This window comes from Bacillus sp. JCM 19034 (assembly GCF_001310635.1).
GTDB lineage: Bacteria > Bacillota > Bacilli > Bacillales > Bacillaceae_D > Halalkalibacter.
This window is the reverse complement of record NZ_BAXR01000002.1, coordinates 144,482-160,020: the sequence shown is the minus strand read 5'-3', so window position 1 is coordinate 160,020 and position 15,539 is coordinate 144,482. Positions and strand designations below refer to the sequence as shown.

The 15,539-nt window shown below is 36.1% G+C and carries 14 protein-coding genes and 3 pseudogenes; 3 read left to right on the top strand and 14 right to left on the bottom strand.

Annotated features, from left to right (window positions below; all coding sequences use genetic code 11):
* Positions 1-8: 8 nt before the first annotated feature.
* The 3 genes and pseudogenes from JCM19034_RS23935 to JCM19034_RS04325 form a co-directional block, all read right to left on the bottom strand.
* Positions 9-890, bottom strand: a complete 882-nt coding sequence (locus JCM19034_RS23935; RefSeq protein ID WP_062047611.1) for a peptidoglycan-binding protein — start codon at positions 888-890, stop codon at positions 9-11.
* A 127-nt stretch (positions 891-1,017) separates the two neighbouring features.
* A pseudogene (locus JCM19034_RS04330) lies at positions 1,018-2,304 on the bottom strand (homocysteine synthase).
* Positions 2,305-2,357: 53 nt separating this feature from the next.
* Entirely contained in the window at positions 2,358-3,254 is an 897-nt protein-coding gene (locus JCM19034_RS04325) for a LysR family transcriptional regulator (protein WP_062047609.1), read from the bottom strand.
* 293 nt (positions 3,255-3,547) lie between these two features.
* Between JCM19034_RS04325 and JCM19034_RS21545 the strand changes: the two genes are divergently transcribed.
* Positions 3,548-3,703 (top strand): hypothetical protein, encoded by a 156-nt coding sequence (locus JCM19034_RS21545; RefSeq protein ID WP_156323874.1) that lies wholly within the window; start codon positions 3,548-3,550, stop codon positions 3,701-3,703.
* 269 nt (positions 3,704-3,972) lie between these two features.
* Positions 3,973-5,348 (top strand): annotated as a pseudogene (gene gdhA / locus JCM19034_RS04320) (NADP-specific glutamate dehydrogenase).
* A gap of 265 nt (positions 5,349-5,613) precedes the next feature.
* Here the strand turns inward: gdhA and JCM19034_RS04315 are convergent.
* Positions 5,614-6,363 (bottom strand): helix-turn-helix transcriptional regulator, encoded by a 750-nt coding sequence (locus tag JCM19034_RS04315; RefSeq protein ID WP_062047608.1) that lies wholly within the window; start codon positions 6,361-6,363, stop codon positions 5,614-5,616.
* 270 nt (positions 6,364-6,633) lie between these two features.
* Between JCM19034_RS04315 and JCM19034_RS04310 the strand changes: the two are divergent.
* Positions 6,634-7,771: pseudogene (locus JCM19034_RS04310) on the top strand (dicarboxylate/amino acid:cation symporter).
* 120 nt (positions 7,772-7,891) lie between these two features.
* Here the strand turns inward: JCM19034_RS04310 and JCM19034_RS21540 are convergent.
* The 10 genes from JCM19034_RS21540 to JCM19034_RS04265 all read right to left on the bottom strand — a co-directional run bounded on the left by JCM19034_RS21540 (position 7,892) and on the right by JCM19034_RS04265 (position 15,314).
* On the bottom strand, positions 7,892-8,131 hold the full coding sequence (locus tag JCM19034_RS21540; RefSeq protein ID WP_156323872.1) for a hypothetical protein: 240 nt from the start codon (positions 8,129-8,131) through the stop codon (positions 7,892-7,894).
* A 47-nt stretch (positions 8,132-8,178) separates the two neighbouring features.
* On the bottom strand, positions 8,179-8,529 hold the full coding sequence (locus JCM19034_RS04305) for a YesL family protein (protein ID WP_062047605.1): 351 nt from the start codon (positions 8,527-8,529) through the stop codon (positions 8,179-8,181).
* 52 nt (positions 8,530-8,581) lie between these two features.
* Entirely contained in the window at positions 8,582-9,421 is an 840-nt protein-coding gene (locus JCM19034_RS04300) for a carbohydrate ABC transporter permease (RefSeq protein ID WP_062047603.1), read from the bottom strand.
* Positions 9,422-9,425: 4 nt separating this feature from the next.
* Positions 9,426-10,322, bottom strand: a complete 897-nt coding sequence (locus tag JCM19034_RS04295; RefSeq protein WP_062047601.1) for a carbohydrate ABC transporter permease — start codon at positions 10,320-10,322, stop codon at positions 9,426-9,428.
* Between the two features lie 154 nt (positions 10,323-10,476).
* Positions 10,477-11,802 (bottom strand): ABC transporter substrate-binding protein, encoded by a 1,326-nt coding sequence (locus JCM19034_RS04290; RefSeq protein ID WP_062047599.1) that lies wholly within the window; start codon positions 11,800-11,802, stop codon positions 10,477-10,479.
* Positions 11,803-12,016: 214 nt separating this feature from the next.
* Positions 12,017-12,745 (bottom strand): helix-turn-helix transcriptional regulator, encoded by a 729-nt coding sequence (locus JCM19034_RS04285; RefSeq protein WP_062047597.1) that lies wholly within the window; start codon positions 12,743-12,745, stop codon positions 12,017-12,019.
* A gap of 101 nt (positions 12,746-12,846) precedes the next feature.
* On the bottom strand, positions 12,847-13,554 hold the full coding sequence (locus JCM19034_RS04280) for a response regulator (RefSeq protein ID WP_062047595.1): 708 nt from the start codon (positions 13,552-13,554) through the stop codon (positions 12,847-12,849).
* Complete coding sequence (locus tag JCM19034_RS23930) at positions 13,529-14,062, bottom strand: sensor histidine kinase (protein ID WP_062047593.1); 534 nt, start codon at positions 14,060-14,062, stop codon at positions 13,529-13,531. Before JCM19034_RS23930 ends, JCM19034_RS04280 begins: the two co-directional genes overlap by 26 nt.
* A complete protein-coding gene (locus JCM19034_RS23925; protein ID WP_062047591.1) occupies positions 14,047-14,490 on the bottom strand; it encodes a sensor histidine kinase in 444 nt (147 codons plus the stop codon). Before JCM19034_RS23925 ends, JCM19034_RS23930 begins: the two co-directional genes overlap by 16 nt.
* Before the next feature lie 89 nt (positions 14,491-14,579).
* Positions 14,580-15,314: a cache domain-containing protein gene (locus tag JCM19034_RS04265; protein ID WP_062047589.1), complete on the bottom strand. Its 735-nt coding sequence runs from the start codon at positions 15,312-15,314 to the stop codon at positions 14,580-14,582.
* Positions 15,315-15,539 lie beyond the last annotated feature (225 nt).

Genomic DNA, 15,539 nt, shown 5'->3' with positions numbered 1-15,539 from the left:
ATTTTTAATTAAAACATATGCCCCCAAGTTCTTGGACCAACTATTCCATCGACTGCTAACTGGTAGCTCTGCTGATAGCGACGAACGGCATTTGCAGTGAGATGACCATAAATAGAATCATCTGCTACTCCAACGACACGTTGAACAGCACGAACATCTTGGCCACTCATATATGGTCTCTTTAATAATATCAATCTTCTATATATTGGCAATATCCTTGCTAATTCAGCTCTCGTTTCCTGGCCAACAATTCCATCAACTGTAATATTTCTCCTCGATTGAAAAGATCTCACGGCTCGTTCTGTTTCTGGTCCAAATGTCCCATCGGCACCATAACGCGGTAATGACTCACCTACAGCTAACAATTGATTTTGAATTTTACGAACAGCAGGACCTGTATTCAAACGATTAGGAGTTAATAATCGGTCTATATTTTGTGTCGTATTATAAAAACGTTGTAAATACTCTGTTGGATCTAAGCAGTTATTTACACGATCTGCTCGCCAGCCATAGGGCGTTGATGACTCAGCTTTTTTTCTTACTTCATAGTGAAGATGGGAAGTGGTCACTTCTCCAGTAGCACCTTGACGACCAATTACTTGTCCTCTCCTTACTTGCTGACCGACTTTCACTGCAATGCTATCTAAATGAGCATATACTTGTCCTCGGTTATTTTTATCTCTAATAAATACGACGTTTCCATAACCACCAAAACCAGACCCTCTTTGCCCCATCCCAGCAAACAAAACTTCCCCTTCCGTAAAGGCTTCTATTGGGGCTTGGTGTGCTTTTACTAAATCAATACCTGTATGCCATTGTCGACCGCCTCGAATTGGATGTGTTCTCCAACCGAATTGACTAGTAATTCGATAACCTGCAAATACACTCAAAGCGACTCCTCCTTTGTGATCAATCATAACGCTCTTTGCATTTTTATGCTTATACGTATTTTCTGGATAATGAAATTACAAAAAAGCACAAGAAGCTTTCGCCTCCTGTGCTTATAAACTAGTGCAATTAAATAGATGCTAGACCATTTTTTAAATCATTTAAAATATCTTCAATTGATTCAGTACCAATTGATAAACGAATCATTCCCGGTGTGACACCAGCTGCACGCTGATCTTCTTCGGTTAATTGTTGATGTGTCGTGCTCGCAGGGTGAATAATTAATGATTTAGAGTCTCCAACATTCGCCAGATGGGAGAACAGCTTCATTGATTCGATGAACTTTTTCCCTTCTTCCACGCCACCTTTTTATTTCAAATGTTAATATAGCTCCTATTCCTTTTGGCATATACTTCTTACCTAACTCATAAGATTGATGGCTTTCAAGACCAGCATAGTTCACTGATTGAACTTTCTCATGATTTTCAAGGAATTTAGCAACAGCTAATGCATTTTCGCTATGTCTCTCCATACGTAAGTGCAGTGTTTCTAACCCTTGGATGAGCAAGAATGAATTAAAAGGAGAAATACTTGCACCCATATCACGTAAAAGCTGGACTCGTGCTTTTATGATATATGCAATAGGTCCTACCGCATCGGTATAAACGACACCATGATAACTCGGATCAGGTGTTGTTAATCCTGGGAATTTATCATTTTCTTTCCAATCAAACTTACCACTGTCAACGATAACTCCACCGATAGACGTTCCATGACCGCCTATAAACTTCGTAGCGGAATGGACGACAATATCAGCACCATGCTTAATCGGCTGTAATAAGTATGGACTTGGGAACGTATTGTCAACGATTAAAGGTATTCCTTGAGCATGTGCAATCTTTGCAACTGCTTCAATATCTAATACATCACCTTTAGGGTTGCCGATTGTTTCAGCGAAAATCGCTTTTGTTTTAGCTGTTATAGCTTCACTAAAATTATTCGGATCACTTGGGTCAACAAATTTCACAGTTATCCCTAGCTTCGGCAACGTGTGGGCAAATAAATTATACGTCCCACCGTATAAGCTTGAAGCAGATACGATTTCATCACCTGCTCCGGCGATATTTAAAATAGAATATGTAATCGCTGCTTGTCCAGACGCAGTAGCTAAAGCACCTGCCCGCCCTCTAGCTCAGCTATCCGTTTTTCAAACACATCCGTCGTTGGATTCATGATACGCGTATAAATATTTCCGAATTCCTTTAAAGCAAATAAATTAGCAGCATGCTCAGAATCATTAAACCCATAAGATGTCGTTTGGTACAAAGGAACAGCTCTTGAGTTAGTTGTAGGATCAATTTCTTGTCCGGCATGAATTGCTAGCGTTTCCAAATTTAATCGTTGTTCTTCTGACATACATCTTCAACCCCTTATAAATAAATTATATTAGTATTTTACCATTAAACGTTTTATAAGTTTACTTTATTTTCAAAAAATTCTTTCAGAAATTCAAAAAATAAACGTTCAGTCGGAAGAAGTTGTCTCTCTTTAGGAGTAATGATTCCCACGGTTCTAACGAGCTTCGGATTTCTAATTCTAACCTTCGTTGTATTGTGAGGAATGTTATCAACTACCGTTACTTCTGGTAGAAGTGTTATGCCTAAACCTGCAGACGCGAGTCCTTTTAATGCATCAACATCATCCCCTTCAAACGAAATTTTTGGATAGAAGCCTTGGTCAATACATGCTTTAATAACTAGTTCGCGAAAATACATGCCCTCTGGTAAAACAACGATTTGCTCGTGCTCTAATTGCTTTAATGTTAACACTTTATTATTTGACAAAGGATTGTTGTTTGGTACGATCGCAACAACCTCTTCACTAAATAACGTATAGCCATTTACCCTTTCATCCTCTGGTACAGGAGCTAATAAAGCCATGTTATATTCGCCATTGATAACATCTTCAATTAAATCGTAATAAATTCCTTGTTTTAATTGAAATTTCGCTAGCGGATATTTTTCGCGAAACCTTGAAATCGCAGTTGGTAACGTATAAGCAGCCATACTAATCGGGAACGTTATTCGAACTGTTCCTTTCTCAGGCTCTAAATGCTCCTCTACTTCCCTTGTTGCACTTTCAATTAATTTAATGGCCTCTGTCGTTCTTTCAAGAAAGATTCGGCCAAGCGGGGTTAGCTTCACCCTTCTACCTTGACGAATAAATAGGTCTACCCCTAACTCGTCCTCTAAATTACCAATTTGCCTACTTACTGCAGATTGAGCAACATGTAACGCTTCCGCAGCTTCCGTCATATGTTCTCTTTTTGCTACTTCCATGAAATATTTCAGTTGTCTTAATTCCATCTATACCCCTCTTTCATCTCATAAAAGCATTAATCTTATCTTTTATTTATATTGATCAGATTGTTTACTCAGTTATAGAATAGTTCATAACAACAATATCATTTTTGAAATACAGTTTTTTATCCAAACAATAAAAGAAAGCAATATAGTAAACATAAATACTTCATAATATTGCTAATATACTGAGTATTCACATTTTTTCTACTCTATCATGACACTCTATACTGTTAAAATCAACTATTAATTCAATAATATAACTTATTCTAAAGAACTTCATGAAAGGATGATTAATGATGTCTAATAAAGAATGGAACAACTGGCAAAAGGAAATTATCCATGAGGAATATGTAAAACCTGTTCTATTAGAAGAAAAGCTACAACAAAAAATAGAAGAAGTTAATAAAAAATATAGCTCTCGTTACAAAATCATTTATGGAGGAAACCATTAAGAACGACTCATATAGATGGGGTTTTCTAGTAGAACACCCCATCTAAGTTACAATCAGTCCACTTTTTTGATCCGCTCTAACAATCCCCTTTCATTACCATTTCATATCACTTTGAGATTATTATTATCTCCTTTTTGTATTTTATATCATTTCAGCATTAGAATCATCTATTTTTTGTATTGTTCGCCCCCCTTTCGTAATAATAAAATACACACTATCAGAAATGTTAACTTTATAAGCAATTTTATTAACGGAGGATCGTGTATTTTATGGCTATTTTAGAAAAAAGTCCGCAATCAGCCGCGGCTGAACTTTACGTTCGTGACTTATATGAAACAATAATTAAACGTAACCCAAATGAACCTGAATTTCATCAGGCTGTTAAAGAAGTTTTGTATTCATTAATTCCTATATTGGCAAAAGAGCCAAAATATATTGAATCTGGTGTTCTTGATCGAATTGTTGAACCAGAACGTTTAATCATGTTCCGAGTTCCATGGGTCGATGATCAAGGAAAAGTTCAAGTCAATAGAGGTTTCCGAGTTCAATTTAATAGTGCTATTGGACCTTATAAAGGTGGACTTCGTTTCCATCCGTCTGTTAACGCAAGTATTATCAAGTTTTTAGGTTTTGAACAAATTTTCAAAAATTCATTAACGAATCAACCAATCGGTGGTGGAAAAGGTGGATCAGACTTTGATCCGAAGGGAAAGTCTGATTTAGAAATTATGCGTTTTGCTCAAAGCTTTATGTCTGAGCTTAGCAAGCATATCGGACCAGATGTTGATGTGCCCGCTGGTGATATTGGTGTAGGTGCTCGTGAGATCGGCTATCTTTTTGGTCAATATAAGAAGATGCGTGGTGGATTCGAAGCAGGTGTTCTTACTGGTAAAGGGTTAAATTACGGAGGAAGTCTAGGAAGAACAGAAGCTACAGGCTATGGAACAGTCTATTTTGTTGATGAAATGCTTAAAGACCATGGATTATCATTTGAAGGAAGTACTGTTGTTGTATCAGGTTCAGGAAATGTATCAATCTATGCGATTGAAAAAGCAACACAGTTAGGAGCAAAAGTTGTAGCTTGTAGTGATTCAAATGGTTACATTTACGATCCAAACGGAATTGATCTTGCAACCGTTAAACAACTAAAAGAGGTTGAAAGAAAGCGTATTAGCGAATATGTAAACATACATCCGCATGCTGAATACGTAGCAGGTTCTACTAATATTTGGAATATTGCTTGTGACATTGCTCTTCCTTGTGCAACACAAAACGAAATTGATGAGGCTTCAGCTCGCACATTGATTTCAAATGGTGTGAAAGCTGTTGGTGAAGGAGCAAATATGCCTTCTACTTTAGAAGCAATTGATCTATTCCATGATAATAAAGTATTATTCGGACCAGCAAAAGCAGTTAATGCTGGGGGAGTTGCTGTTTCGGCTCTGGAAATGGCACAAAATAGTGCAAGATTGTCTTGGACTGCTGAGGAAGTTGATCTTAAATTACAAAAAATTATGAAAGATATATATACAAATAGTATGAACGCCGCTAACGAATATGGCGTGCCTGGTAACTTAGTTACCGGATCTAATATTGCCGGCTTCAAGAAAGTCGCTGATGCATGATCGCTCAAGGAGTCATCTAACTTCCTATATAATTAAAGATACTAAAGCCTTATTATTGACTTTAGACCGTAGACAAAACGCCTTTGAGAAATTGATTCTCAAAGGCATTTTTACGTTATTTCAAATATTTGCTGTTGGTGATACTGGCCTTAACGTAGATAAGCTTTAAATAAATAAACGGTTAAATTACTGACTATAGTTATAATTACTAGTAATTGAGTGATCTAACCCCAATCTCAAAAGTGCCTTCAAGAAGCTGGTAATACTGTGTACAAAAGCTTTCTATTAAATTTCTCGTTGTAGAAACCGATTCATTAAAACAGGTAAAGAAATCAGTATTGGTGGGTCCTCCAATTTAGGAGGACGGAGCGTAAGCCTTTTATAATGAACATGTCGTTCACCAGTAATAACAATCGGCTGATTATCTTTTGCCCGTAATGTTGTATGAGGAAGTAAAATATCTGCTGCTGCCATCCCCCACTGGATAGAAGTAGCCATTAAATAGTAGATTCCGGGCTTAACATCGATAAAAGAAAATGTACCTACATTAGAAAGTAACGTCCCATACAACGGAAGCCCTTCTGGAATCGGCTTTGCGAACAACCCAACTAATACAAATCCTTCAAACTGCTCACTTGAATCAATCATTCCTTCTACCTTTAAATAAGGATTAGAAAAAGAGCTCTCATCTCTCCAAACATTAAGTTGTTGCAATAATTCCATTTGTTCACTTACTTTCTCGCATGAATGGCGAAATTGTACGGGGGTTAGTCCGACTTTTTCTGTAAAACGAGTTGTAAAAGTGCCTAGGCTTTGTTGACCAATCTCCATACCAATATCACGAACACTTAGATTTGTATGTAAAAGTAAGTCCTTCGCTTTTTGAAGTCTAAGTGAGGAAACGTAATAAAGCGGTGACAAGCCAGTCGCTTTTTTAAACAATCGGGCGAAATGGTAACGGCTATATGATATGTGACCAGCTAATTGTGCTAGAGTTAATGGTTCATAGAGGTGTTCATGAATATATGACAACACGGCGGATACTTCATCAGTTTTTCAATCAATTCAACCAACACCTCATCATCTTTTATAAATTAATCCTACTATATTCTTCATAACTTTCAAGTTTTAACTTGATATTATATTTAAATGGACAAACTGTAAAACCTTTATACTTTCAATCTTCCAAATATATTTACAATTCCGAATATACATAGAACTATTGAGAATCACTTTTATTTATGTAGAATGAGAATATACATTTGTTTTTTTCAAATGAACATTTTTTTGTTAGGAGCTAATCATATGAAACTTATCTTTAAATTACTGCTAGGTATTATTTTAGGGGTTACGATAGGTCTAATCGGTCCTGAGTTCTTAATTCGGATCCTTATTACGATTAAAGCTATCTTTGGTAGTTTTATCAATTTCATCATTCCATTTATTATTCTCTTCTTCATTGCTAGTGGTGTTGCTGGTCTTGGAAAAGGCTCGGGTAAATTAGTTGGAAAAACGGTTGGTACAGCTTATATATCAACACTGTTAGCTGGATTTCTAGCCTTTTTTGTCGCAATGACTGTTATTCCGTTTTTATCAACTGAAAATCAAGCCGTTAATGAAGGCAGTGCTTTAGAACCTTATTTAGAAATGGAAATCGCTCCCCTTATGGGAGTCGTAACTGCACTAGTAACAGCTTTTGTCTTTGGGATAGGGATTACAAAGATTAAAGGGGAATGGTTGAAAAACATCTTTGATGAAGGGAAGAACATCATCGAGCTTGTGATAGCAAAAGTCATTATCCCACTATTACCTTTCTATATTGCTGGTGTGTTCGCAGAACTTGGTTCGGAAGGAACGGTTTTTGAAACATTAAAAGTATTTGGGATTGTCCTTCTTTTAGCGATTGTCATACATTGGGTTTGGTTGATCATTCAATATACGATAGCGGGAATTGCCACAAAACAGAATCCTTTTGCCTTAATAAAAATATGCTACCCGCATATTTTACAGCAATCGGAACCATGAGTAGTGCAGCTACCATTCCTGTTACATTAAAATCAGTTAAGCAAAACAAAGTAAAGGAAAGTGTAGCGAATTTCGGTGTTCCTCTCTGTGCATCAATCCACCTATCAGGTAGTGTCATTACCATTATTATGTGTGCAGTTGCCGTTATGGCGATGAGCCAGAGCTTACTCAGCCTACTTTCTTAGAAATGGTATATGTTATTTTCATGCTTGGTATTATCATGGTTGCAGCCCCAGGAGTACCCGGTGGTGCAATTATGGCTGCACTAGGTGTATTAACTTCCGTCCTAGGGTTTCATGAAGCGGCAATTGGTCTAATGATCGCCCTATACATGGCACAAGATAGCTTTGGTACGGCTACAAATGTAACTGGTGATGGAGCAATCAATGTTTTAATTGATCGTTGGTCAAAAGAATAAATCAAATACCATTAAATAAGGGTTGTTCCAAAAAGTTAATCTCGCTATGGAACAACCCTTATTAGTAATATCGAAATAAGATCTAATATCTCCTTGTAAATTCATTTCCCTATTTGCGACTTAAGGCCTCACTCTGATGATTTTTATCATTCCACTGCTCTTTTTAGTTTGAACCGTTTCAATTGCCCGACGAGCAGGCATCATTACGATGAAAGCAAACAAGCTCATACTTAAAATCGGTACTAATGCTTGAAAATGAAATAGTAAATAACCGAGACCAAATGTTCCTATTACCATTATGAATGTTGGTAATGGATTAATAACCATCGTAAGAAAGGAGTTTTTTAAGATTTTGAGCATCGGTATTTGTTCGAAACAAATTAGCGTAGGCAGGACATAAAAAAGCATTAAACTATATAAAAAACAAGAACAGCAAGTGGAATACTTAGATAATGAAGAAAGACATGTTGAGATGAATTCAATACAAAAAGATCAATAACTAACACGACCCCCATACCACCTAGACAATATCCTAATACGTTGCTTTTAATAAAATACATCTTATATGCACGCCAAAATTCTTTAAAAAGAGACATATCAGTATTCTTATTCATCCATTGATGTACAACTGAAAATGTTGCTGCCATTGCAGGGAAAAAACCGAACAAACCTAATCCTAGAATAGAAAAAATAACCCATAAGAAGTTTAAATACACTAGCTTCGTAAACCACTCTAATCCTCTTAATAACGCAACCACACCACGTCCCCCCTTTTTGCTTGTGATTATTATCGAGACTAGCTCTAATCCATCACCCTTTTAATCCACTTGTACTTATTCCTTCTACGACATAGCGCTGACAGAAGAAGAAAACAACAAAAACAGGTATAAGCGATACGATAGACATAGCAAACATCGCTCCCCAGTTCGATACTGTCTCGTTACTTAAAAACATATTTAATGCTAATGAAACAGTATATTTACTCGGACTATTAAGGTAAAGAACAGGCCCTAGTAAGTTATCCCACGTCCAGTAGAATGAGAAAATAGCCGAAGTCGCTAAAGCCGGTGTAATAAGCGGAAGAATGATTCGGTAAAAAATTTGAAATGTATTACAACCGTCAATCGTCGCCGCTTCATCTAATTCTCTAGGTATCGTTCGAATAAATTGTACGAGTAAAAAGATGAAAAATGGATGACCAAAATAAGCTGGAACAACTAATGGCTTCAACGAATTTAACCATCCAAGTTCTGAGAATATAATGTATTGTGGGATCATAACGACTTCATACGGTAATAATAATGTAAAGATCATCACTCCGAACCAAAACGAACGACCAGCAAACTTTAATCTAGCAAACCCATAGGCAATGAGTGAGCACGAGATTAAATGTCCAATCAAAGTTAAAATAACGAAAACAGCCGTATTTTTTATAAAGACGCCAAAATGCAGTCCTCCAAACCCTTCCCAGCCTTGAATATAATTGTTAATGATAAAAGGGTCGGGGATTAATGAATCTGCGGTAATGAATATTTGTTCACTTACTTTAAACGAACTCATTAATAACCAAATAACAGGATATAGCAGGAGAATCGCAAAACCGCCAACAAGTAAATGATATAAGAACCACTTTGGTGTAAATACACGCATTTTGCTATCTCCCTCCTTCTGATTCATAATGAACCCAATATTTAGAACTAAAGAAAATGACAGCTGTCAATAGACCAATGATTACTAACATAACCCAAGCCATAGCTGAGGCATAACCCATATTAAAAAACTCAAAACCTTGCTTAAATAAATAGAGAGAATATAGTAATGTACCATCAAGCGGTCCACCTGTACCCTTTGAAATGATAAAGGCAGGGACAAATGTCATAAACGCAGCAATGGTTTGCATAATTAAGTTAAATAATATTACAGGACTTAGCATCGGTAACGTAATTGATCTAAACTTTTGTAAGAAGTTTGCCCCATCTACACTTGCCGCTTCATAATAGCTTTGAGGAATCGACTTTAAACCTGCTAAGAATATCAGCATAGATGAACCAAACTGCCAAACCGATAAGAAAATAAGCATCCATAAAGCTGCAGTTGGGTTTCCAAACCAAGCAATTCCATCTAATCCAAAGAAACGGAGCCCTAAGTTTACAATACCGTCATCACCAAAAATATTACGCCACATAATCCCTACGGCTACGCTTCCTCCAATTAGAGATGGTAAATAATATAACGTCCGATATAACCCAATTGCTCTTGAGCCTTCATTTAACAACATCGCCACAAGAAGGGCGAAGCCTAGTCTCAATGGAACACCACCAAAAACATATATAAATGTAATTGTCAGTGATTTCACATACCTTGCATCATCAGTAAACATTGTTGTAAAATTCTCAAGCCCGATCCATTCAGGGGGTGAAAACAAATTATACTGAGTAAATGAAAAGTAAAATGATGAACCCATCGGTAGAATCGTGAATGCTAAAAATCCAATAATGAACGGCGAGATAAATAAATATCCCCAAATGTTTTCTCGAAGCCGAATGTTCATTTACTCATCTCCTTTCTGCTAGTATGCTAAGTTTGTTGATTACCTTATATCACTCGTAAATCGTCTCCTTATACATTGCTAGCCTTTAAGTTACAGTAAATCTTTAAAGGGCACTGAACAGATTGGTAATCTATTCAGTGACCTTTATGATAACTTAATTTAATATACCTTCAGCTTGTGCTCTAAAGCGTTCCGCGGCATCCTCAGGTGTTACTTGACCGTAAGCCATTTCTTCAGCTAAGTTATCTAGTAAATCAATGATTTGACCAGCTCCAGGAGGATCAGGAGGACCCATATCAGAGCTATTTTGTTCAGCCCACTCAATGTATTCAAAAATTTGTGCCTGTGCTTCTGATACTTCGCTAGCTAATTCTTCCTTAATAACAGACGATCCCGGTACTCCACGATCACCTAAAATAATTTTATTTGCTTCAATATCGTTAACCCAAAAATCAATAAACTTTGCTGCCGCTTCTTTATGCTCTGAATTTTCAGAGATTGAGAAGTACATACTAGGTTTTAAGAATAAACCGTCTGATGCCCCTGGGCCTGGCATTGGATGCATTTTAAATGGCTCTCCAGCTACCTGTTGTAATCCAACAAATTGATTCGACCATTGCCAAATTCCAACTCCTTCTCCTTTTACAACCGGGTCATCTTCAAATCCGCTTAATTGTGCTAAATAATCTGGTGTCGGTGTAATTCCCTTTTCAACTTGACCTTGTAATATTGAAAAGAAATCGATGAATAATTGATCGTCATCATAACCTAAACCGCCATCTTCGCCGTATAATTCATAACCTTGTGTTCGTAAGTAGTAATGGAAAAAGACATCTGCCTGCATACCTGTATCAAAATAAACTCCTGCATCAGCCGCTTTTTCGGAAATCTCTAAATAATCATCCCAAGTCCAATCTTCCGGTAACTCGTCAACACCTAACTCTTCTAATAGACTTGGGTTATAGTGAAACCCAACTGCATTAACACCTAAATTAAAGCCATAAATACCATCATTGATTGATCCACCGGATACGATTGTATCGGCTATATTCGAAACATCAATTTGATTACCAATAAAAGAAGATAAATCGGCTAGCTGATTATTCTCGACATATTGTGTAAATCGTGATGTATCCATTTGGATAATGTCTGGCAGTTCATTTGCAGCTGCTTGAGGTGCTAATCGTTGCCAATAATCATCCCAGCTTGCATATTCGGGTTCAAGTTTAATATGTGGATTTTGCTCCGTAAACATTTCAATAACCTCATTTGTTAAATCGTGTCGTGTCTGATCCCCCCACCAAGCAATACGGAGTGTAATCTCCTCTTGATCTCCAGTTGCACCCTCACCATTATCCTCTACGAGTTCATTGTCTCCAGATGTGTCTGGTTCACCAGAAGCATCGTCATTACTGTCTGAACATGCAACAATCATCACCGTCAGAAATAACCCAATAAGTAATACAAACCACTTTTTCATAAAGTAATACCCCCTTTTAATATTGAAAGCGATTACAATTACACTATAGCAAATACTCAAGCTATGCCATTAGATAAAAAACCGACTTCATTGTTCAAAAACTAGACATTTAAAAAACAGTTATCTTGTCTTATTTGCATGAATATTTCTCGAAAAAATGGAGCTGTTCCCAAAGGTCAGTCTTTGACCTTTAGGAACAACCCCATCCTAAAGTCTATGAATATTTCATAATATCGGACGGCGTTAATCCGGTAATTTTCTTGAATAGTTGACTAAAGTATTGAGGGTTATCACCGTAGCCTAGCCGTTCAGCTAATTCAAATACACGAATATCATTTTCTTCCTCAATCATTTCAACAGCTTTCTCAATCCGTTTGTTTGTCACATACGTTGAGAACTTAACATTCATTTCCCTTTTAAAGCGTTTTCCTAAATAGTCAACATTCATATAAAGCTGCTTTGCTACTAATTGTAATGTTAAATTCGGATTTCCTAAATTCTCGTCAACGATTACCAGCATCTTTTCTACGACTTCCGAGTATGTTTTGCTTTTCTCTTTGCTATTTACTAAATAAAAGCGAGTAAAAAGATCCTTAAATAAAGGAATAAATTCATGAATAGCTTTTATATTTTCAATTGATACCATCGCCTCAATACGATCTTTACTAGAAAATGAAACATTCCTTTTCACAATGGATAAATATAAATGAGTAAAATATGACTTCACTAAACCTGGTATTAAACGTTGTTCCTTCATTCGATTTAATAAGTATTCAATCTCTACTAGTGCTTCTTCAATATTTCCTGCTTTTAGCATACGTATAAGCTTCAACTCGTCATAATGATAATACTCACTATCATTTTCACTAAAGGTATACTGATCGGAAAATATAATCGGGCAATGTCCCTGACTATAAAATTGTTCTTCAAGTACTATATGCATTTTCTTATATACGGAGGCACATGTTTGAAGAGAACATAAACGTCCGATAGCAATTGCACTAACTCCTTTTATGGGGCGTATGTTAGTGGACAGCAACTCTACTAACTTACTCTCAACAAGTTCATGATGTAAATGATGACGAGATTCTTTTTATCAAGAAATTGAGAGCATTTTATTTTATCACCTAAAGCTAAATCGAGTTCGTTTAATAATTGGTCCTGAGAATGATGGCAATGGCGATCAATCATACTTATTAAAACGATACGAAAGGATTCTTTCATATTAATATTTAATAAATTCATAATAGCTTCAATATTTACAGTCCGTCCTGTCTCACCATTTACCAGTGCACTCACAAGCCGTTCTTTTTCATCACAAATCAATTGATCAACTTTTGATTTCACCTTATCTAAGTAGTGGCTCTGCTCTTCCCATTCTTCCAATTCAGACACAACTTCTCTAATTGCTTGAGATATTACTTCTTCGTTACACGGCTTTAATAAATAATGCTTGACACCGAAACTCATCGCTTTTTGTGCATATTCAAATTCATTAAAACCGGAAAGTAATATCCATTTTACATTCGGATATAATTCTGAACCTCTTTCCACTAACTGTAAGCCATCTAACCCCGGCATCGTTATATCCGTAATAACAATGTGCGGCTCCTCTTGCTCCATAAATTCTAACGCTTCAATTCCATTTCGAACAGCACCTATGAGCTGTGCTCCTTGATAATGCCAATCGACTATAGATGAAATCCCTTCTAATATCATTCTCTCATCATCGACCAATAGCACTTTGTACATTATGGTCACCCCTTATGACTGGTAATCTAATCCTTACAGTCGTTCCTTTCCCAACTTCACTATCTATTGATATTCCGAACTCTTGACCAAATAATGTTTGGATTCTATGCTGTATATTTTTTAGACCGATACCATTTCCTTGCGATTCATAATCCCAGCTTACAATTTTTTGTAAAAGCTCATTCTCAATTCCAACCCCATTATCTTCCACTGTAAATATTAAATGATCACCATCTTGATGTACCGAAACAAGAATCGTACATGTGCCAATCATTTTCTGCAAACCATACCGAATTGAATTATCAACTAAAGGCTGCAACATAAATTTAGGCACGTGACATGTATATAAATCTTCTGAAATATCCATATGAAAATCTAATCGCTCCTCGAAACGATACGATTGAATAGTCTGATAGCTTTCAACAATTTTCATTTCATTTTCAAGAGGAATTAACGATTCTTTTACATTAATAGATGATCTTAAAATATATCCTAACGATTCAGCCATTTTCGATATACGATAATGCCATTTACCTTTGCTTCCCAATTTATCGTATCTAACGTGTTATATAAAAAGTGTGGATTAACTTGAGCTTGTAATACTTTATACTCTGTCTCTTTTATAATCGTTACTTTTTTATAATTCTCTGACATTAGAAATTCAATTTGATCCATCATTTGCTTAAAATTTTCATGCATTTGCCCAAGCTCATCGTTCGAGAATTTTAGATCAGTGTGATCATCGAGCTGATCGTAGTCACCAGATTGGACAGATTTCATCTTGAGATTTAAATGTTCAATTGGATTTGTAATACTTCTTATAAATCTCATTCCTAAGAATAAAATAACGATAAAGAGTAGGCTATATGTCACAATGACTGCATTTCTTACGACGGAAATGACTTCAAATAAATTACTATACGGTGTTACAATCATGTAGGTCCAATTCGTATGCTGTGCTTGATTATACGTGACAAAATATCTCTCTCCATCCTCCTTAATTAAATGATATCCCTCGCGTCCATCTATACTTTTGCTAATAAATTGATCTGAAAAAGGGGGGTTATTGGATAAATAAATTCTCCATCCTCATTAATAATCATTAAATCTGCCCCTTTTTCCCTCATGCTATTTGAGAAATTATCGACTAAACTTTCTATATCTAACCTTATCGTGCTTAACCCTAATGTTTGAAGGGTTAACCTTAAAGGAGAATACGAACGAATTTCTCTTGCAATAACCAACGTCTGATCTTCTTCATCTGGAAGAATCCATGTAATCCCTCCATTTTGATTTGCAGCCTCCTCTTTCATTCTTAGTAACCGCTCATCCCCAACTGCTACTATTTGGTTACCAGATGCAAGTTCACGATCATAGTTATCATAAATTTGAAAGGAGTGAACATATTGATTTAATGCACCGACATCTAGTAAACGCTTTCTTATTTCCGAACTAGACATAAACCTTTCGTAGTCCGAAGGATCATTGTTTAACATTCGCAAATAGTTGTGAATTAGTAGATCAGTTGTAACCTGAAACGAAAGTCCTTCCATTTTCCTTAACTCATTTTCGATTGAACTGATTGAAACTCCTAATGATTGAGCAGATTGTCGATAGATTTCCTCATTATAGGCATTATAGGCATACTGCAAAATAAAAAGGCCTCCTGTACTAAAAGCAAGTGTTACACTTGAAATTAAGATAAACATTTTATACTTAATTCGTAAATTATTATAATAAGCTTTAACCTTCCTATACACCTTTTCACCTTCTTCTCAATGCAGCAAACGGTCTAAAGAGCTACTACATCAATATGAATCATTGCATTTTTTATGATTGCTTTCATTGATTCGACATGTGTTATTCGTTTCCTTTTTATTTATCAAAAAGATAATATTGTAACGTTAACTCATGTCTTTTCTATTATAAACACGCTCTTAATGGAAACTAGGCAAAATTGGCATATCTCAAATTCATATCTTCCG

Excerpts from the sequence above, each read along its gene's own strand:
- JCM19034_RS23930 (WP_062047593.1), bottom strand. The coding sequence starts at position 14,062 with ATGGCTGAATCGTTAGGATATATTTTAAGATCATCTATTAATGTAAAA.
- JCM19034_RS04280 (WP_062047595.1), bottom strand. The coding sequence starts at position 13,554 with ATGTACAAAGTGCTATTGGTCGATGATGAGAGAATGATATTAGAAGGG.
- JCM19034_RS21545 (WP_156323874.1), top strand. The coding sequence starts at position 3,548 with ATGTCTAATAAAGAATGGAACAACTGGCAAAAGGAAATTATCCATGAG.
- JCM19034_RS04300 (WP_062047603.1), bottom strand. The coding sequence starts at position 9,421 with ATGCGTGTATTTACACCAAAGTGGTTCTTATATCATTTACTTGTTGGC.
- JCM19034_RS23925 (WP_062047591.1), bottom strand. The coding sequence starts at position 14,490 with ATGATTGTAACACCGTATAGTAATTTATTTGAAGTCATTTCCGTCGTA.
- JCM19034_RS21540 (WP_156323872.1), bottom strand. The coding sequence starts at position 8,131 with ATGCTCAAAATCTTAAAAAACTCCTTTCTTACGATGGTTATTAATCCA.
- JCM19034_RS04285 (WP_062047597.1), bottom strand. The coding sequence starts at position 12,745 with ATGCATATAGTACTTGAAGAACAATTTTATAGTCAGGGACATTGCCCG.
- JCM19034_RS04325 (WP_062047609.1), bottom strand. The coding sequence starts at position 3,254 with ATGGAATTAAGACAACTGAAATATTTCATGGAAGTAGCAAAAAGAGAA.
- JCM19034_RS04295 (WP_062047601.1), bottom strand. The coding sequence starts at position 10,322 with ATGAACATTCGGCTTCGAGAAAACATTTGGGGATATTTATTTATCTCG.
- JCM19034_RS04290 (WP_062047599.1), bottom strand. The coding sequence starts at position 11,802 with ATGAAAAAGTGGTTTGTATTACTTATTGGGTTATTTCTGACGGTGATG.